18 protein-coding genes and 1 tRNA gene are annotated in these 17147 nt (G+C 71.6%); 9 read left to right on the forward strand and 10 right to left on the reverse strand.

Translation table 11 applies throughout. The features are described from left to right. Positions 1 to 15: 15 nt before the first annotated feature. Genes ABZ321_RS06415 through ABZ321_RS06430 form a run of 4 tightly spaced genes read right to left on the reverse strand, consistent with a single transcriptional unit; the run spans position 16 to position 2883 of the window. Positions 16 to 450 carry a thioesterase family protein gene (locus ABZ321_RS06415; protein ID WP_344501297.1) on the reverse strand — a complete coding sequence of 145 codons (435 nt, stop codon included), beginning with the start codon at positions 448 to 450 and terminating at the stop codon, positions 16 to 18. Beyond that, a complete protein-coding gene (locus tag ABZ321_RS06420; RefSeq protein WP_354889760.1) occupies positions 447 to 1082 on the reverse strand; it encodes a TetR family transcriptional regulator in 636 nt (211 codons plus the stop codon). Before ABZ321_RS06420 ends, ABZ321_RS06415 begins: the two co-directional genes overlap by 4 nt. A gap of 17 nt (positions 1083 to 1099) precedes the next feature. Further along, on the reverse strand, positions 1100 to 2230 hold the full coding sequence (locus ABZ321_RS06425; protein WP_344501295.1) for an ATP-binding protein: 1131 nt from the start codon (positions 2228 to 2230) through the stop codon (positions 1100 to 1102). Continuing rightward, positions 2227 to 2883 (reverse strand): response regulator transcription factor, encoded by a 657-nt coding sequence (locus tag ABZ321_RS06430; RefSeq protein ID WP_344501294.1) that lies wholly within the window; start codon positions 2881 to 2883, stop codon positions 2227 to 2229. Before ABZ321_RS06430 ends, ABZ321_RS06425 begins: the two co-directional genes overlap by 4 nt. Before the next feature lie 88 nt (positions 2884 to 2971). Here ABZ321_RS06430 and ABZ321_RS06435 point away from each other — a divergent pair, with 88 nt between their 5' ends. From ABZ321_RS06435 to ABZ321_RS06450, 4 genes are read left to right on the forward strand one after another with little or no spacing between them, the layout of a single operon-like run. Further along, complete coding sequence (locus ABZ321_RS06435) at positions 2972 to 3436, forward strand: hypothetical protein (protein ID WP_344501293.1); 465 nt, start codon at positions 2972 to 2974, stop codon at positions 3434 to 3436. Further along, positions 3433 to 4461: a peptidoglycan-binding domain-containing protein gene (locus ABZ321_RS06440; protein WP_344501292.1), complete on the forward strand. Its 1029-nt coding sequence runs from the start codon at positions 3433 to 3435 to the stop codon at positions 4459 to 4461. The genes ABZ321_RS06435 and ABZ321_RS06440 overlap by 4 nt, the downstream gene beginning before the upstream one ends. Further along, positions 4458 to 5108, forward strand: a complete 651-nt coding sequence (locus tag ABZ321_RS06445) for an ABC transporter ATP-binding protein (RefSeq protein WP_354889763.1) — start codon at positions 4458 to 4460, stop codon at positions 5106 to 5108. Before ABZ321_RS06440 ends, ABZ321_RS06445 begins: the two co-directional genes overlap by 4 nt. Further along, entirely contained in the window at positions 5105 to 6274 is a 1170-nt protein-coding gene (locus tag ABZ321_RS06450) for an FtsX-like permease family protein (protein WP_354889765.1), read from the forward strand. The genes ABZ321_RS06445 and ABZ321_RS06450 overlap by 4 nt, the downstream gene beginning before the upstream one ends. Here the strand turns inward: ABZ321_RS06450 and deoD are convergent. Then, positions 6267 to 6974, reverse strand: coding sequence for a purine-nucleoside phosphorylase (gene deoD / locus ABZ321_RS06455; protein ID WP_344501289.1), 708 nt, complete (start codon positions 6972 to 6974; stop codon positions 6267 to 6269). The two genes, ABZ321_RS06450 and deoD, sit on opposite strands and share 8 nt — an antisense overlap. 67 nt (positions 6975 to 7041) lie before the next feature. On the opposite strand from deoD, the gene ABZ321_RS06460 reads away from it, so the two are divergent. Continuing rightward, positions 7042 to 7128: transfer RNA gene (locus tag ABZ321_RS06460), tRNA-Ser, on the forward strand. A gap of 524 nt (positions 7129 to 7652) precedes the next feature. Here ABZ321_RS06460 and ABZ321_RS06465 read toward each other — a convergent pair. Both ABZ321_RS06465 and mtnA read right to left on the reverse strand, forming a co-directional pair. Further along, complete coding sequence (locus tag ABZ321_RS06465; protein WP_354889767.1) at positions 7653 to 7919, reverse strand: hypothetical protein; 267 nt, start codon at positions 7917 to 7919, stop codon at positions 7653 to 7655. Between the two features lie 84 nt (positions 7920 to 8003). Further along, the gene (mtnA, locus tag ABZ321_RS06470) at positions 8004 to 9050 is read right to left on the reverse strand and encodes an S-methyl-5-thioribose-1-phosphate isomerase (protein WP_354889769.1); all 1047 of its coding nucleotides are present in this window, start codon (positions 9048 to 9050) and stop codon (positions 8004 to 8006) included. Positions 9051 to 9183: 133 nt separating this feature from the next. Here mtnA and ABZ321_RS06475 point away from each other — a divergent pair, with 133 nt between their 5' ends. Both ABZ321_RS06475 and ABZ321_RS06480 read left to right on the forward strand, forming a co-directional pair. Continuing rightward, the gene (locus tag ABZ321_RS06475) at positions 9184 to 9573 is read left to right on the forward strand and encodes a hypothetical protein (RefSeq protein ID WP_344501285.1); all 390 of its coding nucleotides are present in this window, start codon (positions 9184 to 9186) and stop codon (positions 9571 to 9573) included. A gap of 3 nt (positions 9574 to 9576) precedes the next feature. Continuing rightward, on the forward strand, positions 9577 to 10611 hold the full coding sequence (locus ABZ321_RS06480; protein ID WP_344501284.1) for a PHP domain-containing protein: 1035 nt from the start codon (positions 9577 to 9579) through the stop codon (positions 10609 to 10611). Here the strand turns inward: ABZ321_RS06480 and ABZ321_RS06485 are convergent. Next, a complete protein-coding gene (locus ABZ321_RS06485) occupies positions 10507 to 11499 on the reverse strand; it encodes a DMT family transporter (RefSeq protein ID WP_344501283.1) in 993 nt (330 codons plus the stop codon). The two genes, ABZ321_RS06480 and ABZ321_RS06485, sit on opposite strands and share 105 nt — an antisense overlap. 133 nt (positions 11500 to 11632) lie before the next feature. Here ABZ321_RS06485 and ABZ321_RS06490 point away from each other — a divergent pair, with 133 nt between their 5' ends. Together ABZ321_RS06490 and ABZ321_RS06495 are read left to right on the forward strand one after the other, a co-directional pair. Continuing rightward, entirely contained in the window at positions 11633 to 13306 is a 1674-nt protein-coding gene (locus ABZ321_RS06490) for a DUF885 domain-containing protein (RefSeq protein WP_344501282.1), read from the forward strand. Between the two features lie 3 nt (positions 13307 to 13309). After that, on the forward strand, positions 13310 to 14383 hold the full coding sequence (locus ABZ321_RS06495; RefSeq protein ID WP_354889772.1) for a CoA transferase: 1074 nt from the start codon (positions 13310 to 13312) through the stop codon (positions 14381 to 14383). On the opposite strand, the gene ABZ321_RS06500 is transcribed toward ABZ321_RS06495, so the two are convergent. Both ABZ321_RS06500 and ABZ321_RS06505 read right to left on the reverse strand, forming a co-directional pair. Next, the gene (locus ABZ321_RS06500) at positions 14371 to 15966 is read right to left on the reverse strand and encodes a DUF6114 domain-containing protein (protein ID WP_354889774.1); all 1596 of its coding nucleotides are present in this window, start codon (positions 15964 to 15966) and stop codon (positions 14371 to 14373) included. The two genes, ABZ321_RS06495 and ABZ321_RS06500, sit on opposite strands and share 13 nt — an antisense overlap. 76 nt (positions 15967 to 16042) lie before the next feature. Continuing rightward, positions 16043 to 16687 carry a DUF6230 family protein gene (locus ABZ321_RS06505; protein WP_344501279.1) on the reverse strand — a complete coding sequence of 215 codons (645 nt, stop codon included), beginning with the start codon at positions 16685 to 16687 and terminating at the stop codon, positions 16043 to 16045. Between the last annotated feature and the right edge of the window lie 460 nt (positions 16688 to 17147).

Genomic DNA, 17147 nt, shown 5'->3' on the forward strand with positions numbered 1-17147 from the left:
CGGCGGCGACGACCTTCAGGAACTGAGCAAAGTGCTCGCGTGGGTGCGGGCGTCCTCGCTCCACGGCGCGGGGCGCAGCGTGCGCGGGTCGAGCTTCACGTTGACGCGCCGGCCCTCCGCGTGGACGGTCAGGCCGTCGGCGGACAGGATGCGGAAGCGGTAGACGGCGCTCGTCTCGCCGAGCGTCTCGATCCAGAAGTGGACGCCGATCTCGCCGGTGCCGCGGACGGGCGCCTTGTAGGAGATCGAGTACTCCGCGACGGCGTGCATCACGTCCGGCGTGGTCGGCCGGCCGCCGGCGTAGGAGTGGCCGCGCTCGGCCCACCACTGCGACAGGGCCCGTTCCAGGAACACCGCGTAGCGGGCGTTGTGCACGATGCCCATCGCGTCGAGGTCGTCGAAGTGCACGACGAACGGGGCGACGTGGCCGGGCAGGACGGTGGTGGTCATGTCAGCGCCTCCAGATACGGGACCAGGGCCAGGGCGCGCAGCCGCTCCAGGGCGGCCGTCCGCGCATACGTGTAGATCTCCTCCGCCCGCAGCAGCCGCGACTCGTAGACCGCCGCGGTGCCCAGCGCGTTGAGCTCGAACGCGAGCCGCGGAGGGTGGACGTCGGCGGGCAGCTCGCCGAGCTCGATCGCCTCGGTGATCAGCCGCTCCAGCAGGGTGTGCCAGTCGGCGAGGGCGGCGCTCAGCGCGTCGCGGACGCTGCCGGGCCGGACCGTGAACTCGAACTGCGCGTTGGTGAAGAAGCAGCCGCCGGGCAGGGCGCCGCTGGCCATGTCGGCGAGCCGGCTCTCCTGCAGCGCCCACAGCCGGCGGATGCCGCGCGGCGCCCGCAGCGCGGGCCGCACGACCACCTCGGTGAAGCGCTGCGAGGCGTGGGCGACGGCGGCGAGCTGCAGCTCCTCCTTCGTCGACCAGTGCGCGAACAGGCCCGACTTGCTGACCCCGGCCCGCTCCGCGAGCTGGCTGAACGACAGCCCGTCGAGGCCGGACTCGGTCGCGAGCGCGACCGCGACGTCGAGGGTCGCGGTGCGGGCTCGTTCGCCGCGCGCCAGGCGGCCGTCGACGGTGGGCACGCCCCCGACGGTACCAACTAAACGACCGACCGATCGGTTAGTTTGTGTGTGGGCAGGGTCACCGTGACGATGAGCCCGCCGCCGTCGCGGGGCCGCGCGTCGACCCGCCCGCCGTGCGCGACCGCGACCGAGCGCACGATCGACAGGCCCAGCCCCGTGCCCTGCGCCGACCCGGTGCGCCCGCGCAGCCGGCGGAACGGCTCGAACAGCCGCGGCACCTCGTAGGCCGGGATCACCGGGCCGGTGTTCTCCACGACGAGCTCCGCCGAGGCGCCGGCCGTGCGGGTGCGCACCCACACGTCGCCGCCCTCCACGTTGTACGCGAGCGCGTTGTCGACGAGGTTCTGCACCACCCGCTCGAGCAGCACGGGGTCGCCGACGGTCGGCGCCGCGCCCGGCGACACGTCGGTGGCGACACCGGCCGTGACGTGCCGCGCGATCTCCGCGAGGTCCACCGTCTCGTGCACGGTCAGCGCCTGCTCCGAGGCCACCAGGGTGAGCAGCCCGTCGATCAGCCGCTCGTGCCGCGCGTTGACCGCGAGCAGCGTCTCCCCGAGGTGCACGAGCTCCGGCGGCGGCGACGGCCGGCCCAGCGCGACCTCGATCAGCGTGCGGTTGATGGTCAGCGGCGTGCGCAGCTCGTGCGAGGCGCTGGCCACGAACCGGCGCTGCCCGTCGAACGCGCCGTCGAGACGCTCCAGCATCGAGTCGAACGTGTCCGCCAGCTCCTTGATCTCGTCGGCCGGACCCTGCAGCGCGATCCGCTCGTGCAGGCTGCCGCCGGCGACCCGGCGCGCCGTCTCGGTGATCCGCCCGACCGGCCGCAGCGCCCGCTCCGCCATCAGCCAGCCGAACCCGACGCCGATCACCGTCACCGCGCCCAGCGCGATCGAGCCCTGGGTGATCAGCGCGTCGAGGGTGTCCTGCTCGATCCGCGCCTGGCGCGCCGCCAGCTGCTGGACGAACTCGTTGACCGCCACGTTGCCGATCTTGATCTCGGCCGGCAGGTCCGCGGCCGTGCCGGCGCCGCGCTGGTGGATGTTCTCCCGCACCAGGAAGTAGGTGACGCCGAGCAGGATCGTCCCGCCGAGGAGGAAGAGCACGCCGTACAGGACGGTCAACCGCGTCCGGATCCCCAGTCTGTTCATCGGATCTGGTACCCGACGCCGGCCACGGTCTCGATCACCGGCGGGTCGCCGAGCTTGCGGCGCAGCGTCATCACCGTCACCCGCAGCACGTTGGTGAACGGGTCGATGTGCTCGTCCCAGGCGCGTTCGAGGAGCTGCTCGGCGCTGAGCACGGCGCCGCCGGCCCGCAGCAGCTCCTCCAGGACCGCGAACTCCTTGCGGGTCAGCGCCACGTAACGCCCGGCGCGGAACACCTCCCGCCGGTTGGGGTCCAGGCGCAGGTCGCCGCGCTCCAGCACCGGCGGGGTCGCCGCCCTGGCCCGCCGGCCGAGCGCCCGGACCCGCGCGACCAGCTCGGCGAACGCGAACGGCTTGCCGAGGTAGTCGTCGGCGCCGAGGGACAGCCCCTCGACCCGGTCGAGGACCGCGGAGGCGGCCGTCAGCATCAGGATCCGGGTCTCCGGCAGCTCGGCGCTCACCCACCGGCAGACGTCGTCGCCGCCGACCGACGGCAGGTCCCGGTCCAGGACCAGCACGTCGTACTCGTTTACCCCGAGCCGCTCCAGCGCGCCGTCACCGTCGTAGGCGACGTCGACCGCGAACGACTCCCGGCGCAGCCCTTCGGCGACCGCGTCGGCCAGCAGCTGCTCGTCCTCGACCACCAGTACCCGCACGCGATCCATGGTGCCCGCCCGCCGCGTAAGCCCGGGATAAGCCCGCATGCTCACGGCCCGTTTATCGCCGGAGGCGTCTGCTGCCCGCATGAGACGCATCCTGCTGACGACGGCGCTGCTGCTGGCCGCCTGCTCGTCCACCACCGGCCCGTCCGTGGCCACGGCGGGCGGCGGCGCCGCCGCGTCCGCGTCGCCGTCCATCAGCCAGGCCGAGGCCAACCGGCAGTTCGCGCAGTGCATGCGGGAGCACGGCGTCGAGGTGCCCGACCCGGGCCCCGACGGCAGGCTGGAGTTCGGCCCCGGCGTCAACCGCGACAAGGTCGCCGAGGCGATGCCGGCCTGCCAGCGGCTGCTGCCCAACGGCGGCACCCTGAGCAACCTCACCCCCGAGCAGCTCGAGCAGGCCCGCCAGTTCGCCAGGTGCATGCGCGAGCACGGCATCGACATGCCCGACCCTGACCCCGCGACGGGCGTCGGCGACATGGTCAAGCTCGTCGGCAAGCCCGGCTTCCAGGAGGCGGCGAACGCGTGCAAGGGGGTCGTGGGCCGGTGAGGCGCACCCTGCTGATCGCCCTGCCCGTCCTCGCGCTCGCCGGTGCCGGCGGGTGGGTGCTCCTCGACCGCGACCCGGCGCCGGCCGCGGACCGTCCCCCGGCGGCCACGACGAAGATCACCCGCGGGACGCTCACCGAGACCGAGGACGTCGACGGGACCCTCGACTTCGGCCCCGCGACCACCGTGACCGGCCGGCTGCCCGGCATGGTCACCGGCCTGCCCGCCGAGGGGGCCACCGTCGAGCGCGGCCAGCCGCTGCTGCACGTCGACGGCCTGCCGGTGCTGCTCATGTACGACGCGGCGCCGCTGCACCGGTCGCTCCGCGCGGGCGACTCGGGCGCGGACGTCGCGGCGTTCGAGCGCAACCTCTCGGCGCTCGGCTTCAAGGGGTTCACGGCCGACGACTCCTTCACGTCCTCGACGGCGTCGGCGGTGCGGGACTGGCAGGAGCGGCTCGGCCTGCCGGAGACCGGCGTCGTCGAGCTGGGCCGGGTCGTCATGGCGCCCGGGCCGGTCCGGATCGGCGCCGTCAAGGCCCACCTCGGCGACAACGCCACCGGCCCCCTGCTGGAGTGGACCGGGCGGACCCGGCAGGTCACGGTCAGGCTCGACGTCACCAAGCAGCGTCTCGCCTCGGTCGGCGACCAGGCCACCGTGAAGCTGCCCGACGGCGCCACCGTGCCCGGGACCATCACCGCGATCGGCGCCGTCGCCACCGTGCAGCCCGGGCCGCCGTCGATCGTGACCGTCGACGTCACCGTGACGCTGCCGTCCCAGGACGCCCTCGGCGCCTACTCGTCGGCGCCCGTCGACGTCACGCTGGTCTCGCAGCGGCGCGACGGCGTGCTCATCGTGCCGGTCGGGGCGCTGGTCGCGCTCGCCGAGGGCGGCTACGGGCTGCAGCTCGTCGACGGCCCCGCGATGCGCACGGTCGCCGTCACCACCGGGCTGTTCGCCGCGGGCCGGGTCGAGGTCTCGGGCCCCGACGTCCGCGAGGGGCTCACCGTCGGGACCGCCGGATGATCCGCCTGGAGGACGTGCGGAAGTCGTACACCGGCGGCATCACGGCACTGGACGGCGTGTCGCTGTCGGTCGAGGCCGGCGAGATGCTCGCGATCGTGGGTCCCTCCGGCTCCGGGAAGTCGACGATGCTCAACCTCATCGGCACCCTGGACCGGCCCACCAGCGGCTCGGTCTCGATCGACGGCCTCGACGTCGGGACGCTCCCCGACGACCGGCTGTCCCGGCTGCGGGCGACGACGATCGGCTTCGTCTTCCAGCAGTTCCACCTGGCGGCCGGCGTGCGCGCGGTCGACGACGTCGCCGACGGGCTGCTCTACGCGGGGGTGCGGCTCGCCGATCGGCGGCGGCTCGCCCTGGCGGCGCTGGACCGGGTCGGGCTCGGGCACCGGGCCACGCATCGGCCGCACGAGCTGTCCGGGGGCGAGCGGCAACGGGTGGCGGTCGCCCGGGCCGTCGTGGGCTCGCCGGCGCTGCTGCTGGCCGACGAGCCGACCGGCAACCTCGACACCGCGGCGGGTGCCGGCGTGCTGTCGCTGTTGCGCGAGCTGCACGCCGCCGGGACGACCGTCGTGGTGATCACGCACGACCTGGACATCGCGGCCGCCCTGCCCCGCCGGGTGCGGATGCGCGACGGGAGGATCCTGTGAGGCTCTCGTTTCTGGATGTCGTCCGTGTGGGCACCGCGGGGCTGCGGACGCGGCCGCTGCGGGTGGTGCTGTCGGCGCTGGGTGTCGCGATCGGGATCGCGGCGATGGTGGCCGTCGTGGGGATCTCCACGTCGAGCCGGGCGTCGCTGGACCGGTCGCTGGACGCCCTGGGCACCAACCTCCTGACCGTCGGCCCCGGGAAGTCGTTCTTCGGCGAGGAGTCGCACCTGCCGTCGTCGGCGCCGGCGATGGTGTCCCGGATCGGGCCGGTGACCTCGGTGTCCTCGACCGGGCGGGTCGCGTCCGCGCGGGTGTACCGCACGGACCGCATCCCCGCCTCGTCAACGGGCGGCATCGCCGTCCTGGCGGCGTCACCTTCGCTGCTGCCCACCGTGGGCGGCGCGGTGGCGTCGGGCTCGTGGCTCGGCTCCGGCGCCGCGCCCGTGGTGGTGCTGGGCTCGCGGACGGCGTCCCTGCTCGGCGTCTCGTCCCCTGGGCTGCGCGTATGGCTGGGAGAGCGGTGGTTCACCGTCGTGGGGGTTCTTTCGCCGGTACCGCTGGCGCCCGCGCTGGACACGGCTGCGCTCATCAGCTGGTCGGCGGCCGCCCAGCTCGACTTCGACGGCTACCCGACGACGATCTACGCCCGCACCCGCCCGGACGCCGTGACCGCGGTGGCGTCGGTCCTCGCCGCCACCGCGAACCCTTCGGCTCCTAACGAGGTGCAGGTCTCCCGCCCGTCGGACGCCCTGGCCGCCCGTTCCGCCGTGGACCGGGCGTTCACCGGCCTGCTGCTCGGCCTCGGCGCGGTGGCGCTGCTGGTCGGCGGGGTCGGCGTCGCCAACACGATGGTCATCTCCGTGCTGGAGCGCCGCGCCGAGATCGGCCTGCGCCGGGCCCTGGGCGCCCGGCGGTCCCAGATCCGGCTGCAGTTCCTCACCGAGTCGCTGCTGCTGTCGCTGCTCGGCGGCCTCGGCGGCGCGCTGCTCGGCGCCGCCGTGACCGTCCTCTACGCGCTGCTGCGGTCCTGGCCTGTGGTGGTGCCTCTGTGGGCGGTGGGCGCTTCGCTGGTCGCCACGCTGATCGTCGGCGTGCTGGCCGGGCTGGCGCCCGCGGTGCGGGCCGCCCGGCTCTCGCCCACGCTCGCCCTGGTGTCGGCTACTTGACGATCGCCTCGAGGGCGATCTCGACCATCTGGCTGAACGTCTGCTCCCGCTCCTGCGCGGAGGTCCGCTCGCCCGTCTTGATGTGGTCGCTGACCGTCAGCAGCGTCAGCGCCTTCGCCTGGAACCGCGCGGCGATCGTGTACAGCGCCGCCGACTCCATCTCGACGGCGAGCACACCGTAGTCGGCGAGCTTGTCGTACAGGTCGGGCCGGTCCGTGTAGAACGCGTCCGCGGCCAGGATCGGCCCGACCCGCATGGTGATGCCCTTGGCCTCGGCCACGTCGACCGCCGCGCGCAGCAGCCCGAAGTCCGCGACCGGCGCGTAGTCGATCAGCCCGTCGAACCTGGCCCGGTTCATGTTCGAGTCGGTGCTCGACCCGATCGCCGCCACCACGTCCCGCAGCTGCAGCGACTCGACCAGCGCCCCACAGCTCCCGACCCTGACCAGCGACTTCACCCCGTAGTCGTTGATCAGCTCATGCGCGTAGATGCTGGCCGACGGCATCCCCATCCCGGACCCCTGAACGCTGACCCGCGTCCCCCGGAACGTCCCCGTGTACCCGAACATGTTCCGCACCGTCGAGTAACACGACGCCCCCTCCAGGAACGTCTCGGCGATCCACTTGGCCCGCAGGGGGTCCCCCGGCATCAGGACAAGTTCGGCGATCTCGCCCGGCTCAGCGCCAATGTGCGTGCTCATGCCCCTGATCCTGCCAAACGGCCATCCCCCGCGCAGACGCGGATGGGCATCCGGTAGCCTTCTCGGCGGTGGCGTGTCCGAGTGGCCTAAGGAGCACGCCTCGAAAGCGTGTGAAGGTGCAAGCCTTCCCGGGGTTCGAATCCCCGCGCCACCGCACTCGGCCAGCTCAGACGCCCGGCGGTCCCCACAGACCGACCGGGCGTCTGGCGTCTCAAGATCGCTAGTCCCAGTTGAGCTTCGAACCGAGATGTGGGATCACTGCCTCACGCGGCTCAGGCTTTGACCGCGCAGGCCGTCCAGGCCCGAGCCCGGCTGCTCGCGGCACTCCCTTGACAGACATTGGTCAAGGCCCCACTTTGCGGCTTTTGCTTCATAGACGTTGCGCGATCCACCCCCAGTTCGATCTCTGAAATAGGGGTGGATCGCGCAACGTCGATCCGGGAAAAGGAGTATTCCGAGGCATTGACCAACGTCTGCATCGCGGGAGCTCCGGGTACTCCAGCTGCGATGCCTCCGCAGGGCGCCGGACCCGCGGACGTGGATTTGAAGAGCACGACGGCCGGGATCAGCGTGCGCTCGGCCTTGTCGAGCAATGGCTGGCGTTGGAGTCCGCGCCTTGAGTCCTTCCCGGTTCGAGCGCCGGCGTGGGCTGGTCAGTGGCATCACGGTCGAAGATTGTCACCGGGGCGACGCCTTGACCTGCTGAACAAGGGCGTCTGATGCATCCTGCCGCTGCCGCGGCGATCGCATCGTCGGGTTCACAGGAAGGCCGAGGCGGCCAGGCGCTGCGCCTTGGCGATGCAGGGTCGACAGTGGGACACCGAGACGGGCTGCGAGGTCGGTCGCCGGATACTCGTCGTGCGGGTGCAGGTAAAGCCAGGTCAGCGGCTCGGCCTGATGCCGCGAGCAGAACAGCGGCGGCAGGCTCGGCGCTTCACTACGCATAAACGCAATGTGTCTCCCAGTTGAGTGGAGCAACTCACGACACGGCGATGTCCCTGTGCGACGACGCGAGTGTGCGACTTGTGGTCATTGCTCGAGTGCCGGGTGGGTTGCGGGGTGGGGCAGGCGCGAGGGGGCGGTGCGTGGGGCGTCGGCGGCGTGGTGGGCAGGGCGGGGTGGGGTGGGGTACCAGATGCGGGTGTCGGTGACGATGGCGGTGACCAGGGAGGCGGGGGTCACGTCGAAGGCGGGGTTCACCGCGGGGGTGGCTGGAGGGGCGGTGGTGCCGACGACTTCGGCCGGGCCGCGGTCCTCGATCTCCACGTCGGCTCCGGTGGGGGTGGAGGGGTCGACGGTGGATTCGGGGGCGACGCAGATGAAGGGGATGCCGGCGGCGCGGGCGCCCAGGGCGTGGGCGTAGCTGCCGACCTTGTTGACCACGTCGCCGTTGGCGCAGATGCGGTCGGCGCCGAGGATGACGGCGTCGATCTCGCCGCGGGCCATGAGGAAGGGGCCGGCGGAGTCGACGGACAGGCGGTGGGGGATGCCGGCCCGGGCGAGTTCCCAGGTGGTCAGGCGGGCGCCCTGCAGGAGGGGGCGGGTCTCGCTGGCGGTGACGCTCGCGAGGGTGCCGCGGCGGTGCAGCTCGAAGGCGACGGCGAGGGCGGTGCCGCCGACGACGGTGGCCAGGGCGCCGGTGTTGCAGTGGGTCAGGAGGCGGGCGGACGAGCCGCAGAGGGAGGTGACCAGGTCGGCGCCGCGGCGGGCCATCTCGGTGGAGGAATGGATCTCCTCGTCGCGCACGCGCAGCGCCTCGGCCAGCACGGCGGGGAAGGACGGCAGGTGGGCGGCGGCGCGGTCGACGCCGCGGGCGAGATTGACGGCGGTCGGGCGGGCGGTGGCCAGGCGGTGCACCAGGTCGCGGACGACCGCGGGGTCGGAGGACGAGGCGGCCGCCAGGGCGACGCCCATCGCGCCGGCCACGCCGAGGGCCGGTGCGCCGCGCACGGCCAGGCGTTTGATGGCGTCGACCAGTTCATCCACAGTGGACAGGCGGAGGTGGACCAGCTCGGACGGCAGCAGGGTCTGGTCGATAAGGACGACGGCGTCGTCGATCCAGTCGATCGTTCGCATGTCAACTCCCAACGGTCATGATTTTCGGAAACGGCCAACACGAAACGTTGACGGGCGTACATTCGCGGTTATGAGCACCGGATTGGCGCTCGCGACGGTCTTGGGTCTGATGACGGTTGGGCCGGTCGCGTTGATGAGAATTCCGACAAACCTGCAGCTGACGGTCACCGACACGGCCCTGGTCATCGAGCCGCAGGGGCTGGACAGCTGGTGGACGGGGACAGGAAGGGTCGAGGTGCCGGTCGAGGAGATCGCCTCGATCAGGATCGTGCCGCGGTCCGAGGCGCCGGCGGTGGCCAAGCGGCTGCGGCCGGGGGCGCTGCACATCGACGGGGTGATCACGGCGGGCGTGCACGACGGCACGTTCTGGGACGTGCGCGGCGGCGACCAGCTGCTGATGATCACCTGCCGGCCGGAGTCCCGGCACAAGGCGTTGGTGCTGCAGTTCGCCAACCCGTTCGCGACACTGACGAGGACACGGACGGTGGTCGCGCACCGGCCGTCGAGGAGCACTACCTTCTAGAGCATGAGGGATCCGCTCGCCGATCTGCGGCGCATCGCGTTCCTGCTGGAGCGAGCCGGCGAGAAGACCTACCGGGTGCGCGCGTTCCGCGGCGCGGCGGCGACCCTGGCGAAGCTGCCGGAGGGCGAGCTGGCCGCGCGGGCGGGCAACGGCACGCTGAAGGACCTGCAGGGCGTCGGCGAGGTGACCGCCCGGTGCGTGGTCGAGTCGCTCGCCGGCGAGGAGCCGGTCTACCTGCGCCGCCTGGAGTCGACCGCCGGGCAGGACCTCGACGAGGCGACCGCCGCGATGCTGGCGGCGCTGCGCGGTGACTGTCACGCGCACTCGGACTGGTCCGACGGCGGGTCGCCGATCGACGAGATGGCCCTGGCGGCGGCCGCGATCGGGCACGAATACCTGGTGCTCACCGACCACTCGCCGCGGCTGACGGTGGCCCGGGGGCTGTCGGCGGAGCGGCTCGCCGAGCAGCTCGACGTGGTCGCCGACCTCAACGCGGGCTTCGCGGAGCTGGGCATGCAGTTCCGGATCCTGACGGGCATCGAGGTCGACATCCTCGCCGACGGCTCGCTCGACCAGACCGACGAGCTGCTGGAGCGGCTCGACGTGGTGGTCGGGTCGGTGCACAGCAACCTGAAGGACGAGCCGGACGTGATGACCCGCCGCATGGTCACCGCTCTGGCCAACCCGCACCTGGACATTCTGGGCCACTGCACCGGGCGCCTTATCACGGGCGGTCGTGGCACCAGGCCAGAAAGCCGGTTCCATCCGGAGCAGGTCTTCGAGAAGGCCGTCGAGCACGACAAGGCGATCGAGATCAACTCGCGGCCGGAGCGGCTCGACCCGCCGAAGCGCCTGCTTCGGGTCGCGCTCGAGACGGGGTGCAAATTCTCGATCGACACCGACGCGCACGCGCCCGGGCAGCTCGACTGGCTGTCAAACGGCTGCGCGCGTGCCGTCGCCTGCGGGGTGCCGCTCGACCGGATCGTCAACACGCTTCCGGCCGCCGACCTTAAAAGCTGGACCCAATCGCACAAATAGCCCCTGCGAGATGCCGACGCCGCACAGGACGATGATGCCGCCGACCGGCTGGTTCCAGGTCAGGTGCTCGTGCAGGACGACGACGCCGGCCACGGCGCCGACGAAGGGCGGCAGGTAGGTCACCATCGAGCCGGTGGTGATCCCGGCGGTCCGCACGACGTGGTTGTTCAGGGCGAAGGCGATCCCGGTGCCGAACACGCCGAGCGCGACGACCGCCAGGTAGACCCGCGGCGAGTGCGACAGCGGCGACGGCGGCGCCCCGGCGATCAGCGGCGCCGCGACCAGCAGCTGCAGCGTCGACATGGTGAGCTGACCGACCGACAGCTGCAGGGCCGACAGCTCGAAGTTCTTCATGAGCCAGCGGGTGTAGTTGAACGCGATGCCGTAGCAGGTGACCGCGCCGAGGAGCATCAGCTGGCCGGCCAGCGACGAGCCGCCCACCCCGTTCCAGACGCCGAGGACCACCAGTACACCGGCGAAACCGGCGAGAAGTCCGAGGATCTGCCGCCGGGAGGGGCGCTCGGACCGCATCGCGACCAGGGTCACGACGAGCGTGGTGAGCGGGGCGGTGCCGTTCCAGATGCCGGCGAGGACCGACGGGACCCGCTGCTCCGCGTAGCCGAAGAGCGTGAAGGGCACCGTGGTGGCGACGGTCGCGTAGACGAACAGGTGGACCCAGAGGCGGAGCCCTCGCGGCGGGCGCAGGCCGCGGGCGAACAGGAAGATCAGCAGGGTGAGCGCACCGAGAAGGATCCGGTAGCCGGCGACGTACACCGGCTCGAGCTCGACCAGCGCGTCCTTGATGAACATGAAGCTGGTGCCCCAGATCAGGGCGACGGCCAGGAAGGCCGGAAGCCAGCGGGACGCGTCAGGAGCAGGAGACGTCATGGGCCTTACTTTGCTCCCGTCGAAAACAAAAAGTCGCGCGGATTTCGGACGTCTGGGCGCAGGTCAGTCCACCAGTTGCGAATTGGCCTCGACAAAGGCGACAGCGCCGGACGCAGTCCCGTAGGGTCGGCGCGTGGGATCTATCGATGACATCGCCAACAGCTATGTCGAGCAGTGGGCGCCCCTCGACCCGACCGGGGCGACCTTCGTCGGAGTGGCCGGGTATGACGACAGGTTGACCGACCTGTCGCCCGACGGTTTCGCAGCCCTCGCCGACCTGGATCGGCGCACCCTGGCCGCCCTCGCGGCGCAGACGCCCACCAGCGAGAGCGAGCGGGTGGCCAGGGAGGCCATGCAGGAGCGCCTGGGGCTCGCCCTGGAGCGGTTCGAGGCCGGCGACATGACCAGCGACATCAACGTCATCTCCAGCCCGCTGCACGGGGTGCGGAGCTCGTTCGACCTCATGGCGACCGAGGGCGAGGAGGCCGCGACCAACGTCCGCGACCGCCTGGCCGAGGTGCCGGTCGCGCTGGACCAGTGGCAGCGCTCCCTGCTGCACGCCGCGCAGCAGGGGCACGTCGCGCCGGCCCGGCAGATCATCGAGGTCGCCAAGCAGTGCGAGGTCTGGGCCGATCCCGAGGGTGACAACTTCTACCCGGACCTGGCCGCGAAGGTCGGCGCCGGCAACAAGACCACGCTCGCCGAGGAGCTGGCGCGCAACGCGGTGGCGGCCCGCGCCGCGACCGTCGCGCACGCGGAGTTCCTGCGCCGCGAGCTGGCGCCGCTGGGCCGGGAGAAGGAGGCCGCCGGGCGCGAGCGCTACCAGCTCGCCTCCCGCTACTTCCTCGGCGCCACCGTCGACCTCGACGAGGCGTACGCGTGGGGCTTCGAGGAGCTCGCCCGCCTCGAGAGCGAGATGCGCACCGTCGCCGACAAGATCGTGCCCGGCGGCTCGGTCGACGACGCGGTCGCCGCGCTCGACGCCGACCCGGCCCGCACGATCCGCGGCAAGGAGGCGTTCCGCGACTGGATGCAGTCGCTCGCCGACGCGACCGTGAGCGAGCTGCACGGACGGCACTTCGACATCCCCGAGCAGGTCCGGCAGATCGAGTGCATGCTGGCGCCGACGTCCGACGGCGGCATCTACTACACCGGGCCGAGCGAGGACTTCTCCCGCCCGGGCCGCATGTGGTGGGCGGTGCCGCAGGGCATCGAGGAGTTCTCCACCTGGCGCGAGGTCACCACGGTCTACCACGAGGGCGTCCCCGGCCATCACCTGCAGATCGGGCAGACGTACGTGCGGGCCGAGCTGCTCAACCGGTGGCGCCGGATCCTGGCGTGGTCGTCCGGCCACGGCGAGGGCTGGGCGCTCTACGCGGAGCGGCTCATGGACGAGCTGGGTTACCTCGCCGACCCGGGCGACAAGCTCGGCATGCTCGACGGCCAGGCGTTCCGCGCCGTCCGGGTGATCATCGACATCGGCATGCACCTGGAGCTGGAGATCCCCCGCGACAACCCGTTCGGCTTCGCGCCGGGCGAGCGGTGGACCCCGGAGCTGGGCTGGGAGTTCCTGCGCGCGCACTGCCGGGTCGAGGAGAAGAGCCTGCGCTTCGAGCTCAACCGCTACCTGGGCTGGCCCGGCCAGGCGCCGGCGTACAAGCTCGGCGAGCGCGCCTGGCTCGCCGCCCGCGACGACGCCCGGGCCCGCAAGGGCGCCGCCTTCGACCTGAAGGCCTTCCACCGCGACGCGCTCAACCTCGGCTCGCTGGGCCTGGACCCGCTGCGGGCCGCACTGCAGAGAATCTAGAGCGTGGGCCCCCTCGACGGCATCCTCGTCGCGGACTTCTCCAGAGTCCTCGCCGGGCCGATCGCCACCATGACGCTCGGCGACCTCGGCGCCGACGTCGTCAAGGTGGAGCGGCCCGGCGCGGGCGACGACACCAGGTCGTGGGGGCCGCCGTTCGCCGCCGACGGGCGCTCGACCTACTTCCTGTCCGTCAACCGCAACAAACGCGGGCTGGCGCTGGATCTGGGCACCGACGACGGCCGGCGACAGGCGCTCGAGTTGGCGTCGGCGGCCGATGTACTGGTGGAGAACTTCGCTCCCGGCACGATGGAGCGCTTCGGTCTGGGCTACGAGCAGATCGGCAATCCGAGGCTCGTCTACGCCAGCGTCACCGGCTTCGGCCGGCAGCACCACTCTCCCGGGTACGACTTCCTCGTGCAGGCGGTCGGCGGCCTGATGTCGATCACGGGCGACCCGGCGGGCGCGCCGACGAAGGTGGGCGTCGCGCTGGTGGACGTGCTCGCCGGCCAGCAGCTGACCGCGGGCGTCCTGGCGGCGCTCTACGCCCGGGAGCGGACCGGCCGGGGGCAGCGGGTCGAGGTGGACCTGCTGTCCAGCCTGCTCGCCGGGCTGGTCAACCAGGCCTCCGCCCACCTGAACGCCGGCGTCGTGCCGCAGCGAATGGGCAACCGGCACCCGAGCATCGCGCCCTACGAGACGCTGCGGGCGAGCGACGGCGAGTTCGCGGTGGCGGTGGGCAACGACCGGCAGTTCGAGCGGCTCTCAGCGGCGCTTGAGCTGGCGCCGGACCCCCGGTTCGCCACGAACGCCGGCCGGGTCGCCCACCGGCAGGACCTCGTCGACAGGATCGAGGCGGTGACGGTACAGCGGCCGAAAACGCACTGGATCGAGCTGCTGCACACGGTGGGGGTGCCGTGCGGGCCGGTGAACACGGTGGCGGAGGGGATCGCGCTGGCGGAGCAGCTGGGGCTCGCGCCGGTGGTGGAAGTCGACGGTGCCAGGTCGGTGGCGTCCCCGATCAGGTTGTCGGAGACCCCGGTGACCTATCGACTCCCACCACCTGATCAGGACGCGTAGGCGATGCTCAGCCCGGGCGCCCGAAGGACGTTGGACTGCACGTAGACCAGCTCGATGTTGCAGTTGGTGTAGTACCCCGGCAGCGGGATCGGCGGCGGCGGGAACGACGGGGTGAAGGTCAGCGGCAGGATGCCCAGCACGTTCGCGGAGAACTTCGACGTGTAGAACTTCACGTCGCCCTCGACGGTCAGCTTGCTGCTCTTCGTCAGCAGCAGCTTCGGCGCTCCGGGGGTCCGCAGCTCGAACGGGGTCGACACCGAATTCTTCATGCTGAACGCCAGCACCTTGACCTTGCTGCCGTCCTTCTTCGTCAGCTCCGCCACGCCGTCGTAGACGAGGCTGTCCATCGTCATCTGGTCGGCGATGAGGATGGACGGCGCCGACGCCACGAAGGGCTGACCGGCCGCGACCTGGGCCTTCTTGTCGTTCGGGGTGGCCGACGCGCTCGCGCACGGTGCCTTCGAGGGCGACTTCGTCGCCGTCGAGGTCGTGGCCGGCGCGGCCGGGGACGCGGTCGTCTCCGCCTGCGCCGCGGGCGGGGCCGCGGTCGCCGACGCGGTGGTCTCGGCCTTCTTGTCGTCGCCGCCGCCGAAGAGGCCGCCGAGCCAGTCGAGCAGGCCCGGCTTCTCCTCCGCGGTCTTGGTCGGCGACGGGCTCGGGCTCGGCGATGCCGGAGCGGGTGCCGACGTGGCGCCGCCGCTGGGCGCCGGCTGGGTGCCGGTGCTCGGCTTCACCGACGGGGAGGCGCAGGCGGCCGGCGCCGCGAACGCCGGCGTGCCGCCGTGGGCCGCGCCGAACAGGGCCGATCCCGCGACGGTGCCGGTGAGCAGCAGCGCGAACAGCGGGATGCCGAGCCCGCGCCGCCTCGGCAGGTCGTCGTTGCCCGACGGCGGCCGCTCGTCGTCGGCGCTGCCGGCACCACCGTAGGAAGGCGCCTCGTAGGAAGGCGCCTCGTAGGACGGCGCGTCGTGCAGCGGGCTGCGCTGGGAGATCGGCAGCGAGTCGGTCAACACGCCCGACGAATGCCGAGGGAGGGGCTGCTCCCGGGTCGGTTCGTCATAAGCGATGTCATGACCGGCGTCGATCTCCTTGCGCAGCGACGGGCGCTCGTAGCCGGCCGGCTCGTCCGGCTCGTTGCTGAGCAGGTCGTCGAGCTCCGCCGGCTCGTAGGTCGCCGTGTCGTCATCTTCGGCGGTGGTGGGCTCCGCGGGGGTCCCGGGCGACCAGGAGGCGGCCAGGCCGCCGCCGATGACGCCGAAGATCATGCCGAGGAAGAAGCCGCCCAGGTTGAGACCGATGATCGAGTACAGCGCGGTGAGGGTGCCCAGGATGCCGTAGAACAGCCGCTGCGCCGGCGACAGCCAGGTCAGCAGACCGCACAGCAGCAGCATCGCGGGAATGACGTAGGACAGGAAGCCCGTCGGACCGAAATGGACCTCAAGGGCGAGCTGCAGGTTTGCGCTGAGGAACAGTTCCAGCCCCGACAAGAGCAGGAACAACCCACCCCAGAAAGGACGCGAGTCGCGCCACTTGCTGAAGCCACCGGCACGGCGCTTGACGTGCGAAGGGTGGGGAGTGGTCACGGAGCCCTCCAGCTGAAAAGACTGACTGCAAACAACTGGGCCCGCGGGTGTGACGCCGCGGGCCCAGGCGGTGAGGCTAGAAGCACTCGAAGGGGGTGCCACCGGTGGAGAGGCTCAGGTCGAGACCGGTCAGCTTGAACGTGCCGGCCGTGGTCGACCAGGCGACCTGCTTCAGGTTGGTGATGACCACGCTGTCCGCCTGCTGGGCGAAGCTGCCCTGCAGGCCCTTGGCGTTCGGGCCGCCCTTGCTCAGGTCCGACGCGTCGATGCCGATCTGGATGTTCTCGAACGTGGCGTCACCCTTGAGCGACGTCAGGTCGATCAGCAGGTCGGTCGCCTCGGCCGGGGCGCCCGCGGCCTGACCGGCGTGGATCACCATGCTGACGGGCAGGCCGGGGACCTTCACCGACTGGCACAGGTTGTAGAGCTTGGCGGACTTGATGCCCGAGACCGCGACGAAGTGGTTCTTCGGGTCGGCCGGGTTGGCGGGGTTGCCGCCCTTCTCCGTGGCGAGGCCGCCGTACTGGACGAAGCCGGTGCCCTCGAGCTTGTCGGCGGAGACCTTGAACTGCTGGCCGGAGACGCTGAACGACGCGGCGATCGCGCCGGTCGCCTGGCCGAAGACGATGGCGCCGGCGATGAAGGCGGAAGGCACGACGACGGTTGCGAAACGCTTCCATCGCGTGCGGCCCTTCACCGCGCTGCCCTGAGCTACGGACACGAGAAGCTCCTCTTGGGTCGCGGGGGTGCGTGCGGTGCTGCGCTCCTGTCACTGCGGGCGCTCGCACCGGCCTGGGTGTCTCGACGCCCCGGCCGGCCCTGCGTGCGCAGGGGGTGGAACCGGGGATTGGGGCGTGCGGACGATGTTGCCGCCTGCGTCGAGCGCGGACAAGGCCCGTAGTTACTCGCCGGTAACGGCTCAAGTCCAGAATTCTTACGTTCCGTGATCGGTTACCGGAGCGTTTCCAGCGCGTGACCGCGCTCCAAAGCGCGTAAAGACGGACAAAAATCGCGTGTGACGGTTACCACATGTGAGCAATCTTGCAAGAGGTCACGGTTTTATAACGACAAACCTCAGGGGTTCTCAATGTGCACATCGACTGCCATGAGTTTTCCGTAGAACGGCAGAAATGCCGCATCTCGAAAAACTCGGCATTGCCGTTTGTGACCCGCGATGGTTA

The sequence above is a fragment of the Dactylosporangium sp. NPDC006015 genome, from assembly GCF_040614215.1.
In the GTDB taxonomy this organism is placed as follows: domain Bacteria; phylum Actinomycetota; class Actinomycetes; order Mycobacteriales; family Micromonosporaceae; genus Dactylosporangium; species Dactylosporangium maewongense.

Coding starts and splice junctions, on each gene's coding strand:
- mtnA (WP_354889769.1), bottom strand. CDS start 9,050: ATGCGAACGATCGACTGGATCGACGACGCCGTCGTCCTTATCGACCAG.
- ABZ321_RS06465 (WP_354889767.1), bottom strand. CDS start 7,919: ATGCGTAGTGAAGCGCCGAGCCTGCCGCCGCTGTTCTGCTCGCGGCAT.
- ABZ321_RS06485 (WP_344501283.1), bottom strand. CDS start 11,499: ATGACGTCTCCTGCTCCTGACGCGTCCCGCTGGCTTCCGGCCTTCCTG.
- ABZ321_RS06475 (WP_344501285.1), top strand. CDS start 9,184: ATGAGAATTCCGACAAACCTGCAGCTGACGGTCACCGACACGGCCCTG.
- deoD (WP_344501289.1), bottom strand. CDS start 6,974: ATGAGCACGCACATTGGCGCTGAGCCGGGCGAGATCGCCGAACTTGTC.
- ABZ321_RS06480 (WP_344501284.1), top strand. CDS start 9,577: ATGAGGGATCCGCTCGCCGATCTGCGGCGCATCGCGTTCCTGCTGGAG.
- ABZ321_RS06425 (WP_344501295.1), bottom strand. CDS start 2,230: ATGAACAGACTGGGGATCCGGACGCGGTTGACCGTCCTGTACGGCGTG.
- ABZ321_RS06445 (WP_354889763.1), top strand. CDS start 4,458: ATGATCCGCCTGGAGGACGTGCGGAAGTCGTACACCGGCGGCATCACG.
- ABZ321_RS06415 (WP_344501297.1), bottom strand. CDS start 450: ATGACCACCACCGTCCTGCCCGGCCACGTCGCCCCGTTCGTCGTGCAC.
- ABZ321_RS06435 (WP_344501293.1), top strand. CDS start 2,972: ATGAGACGCATCCTGCTGACGACGGCGCTGCTGCTGGCCGCCTGCTCG.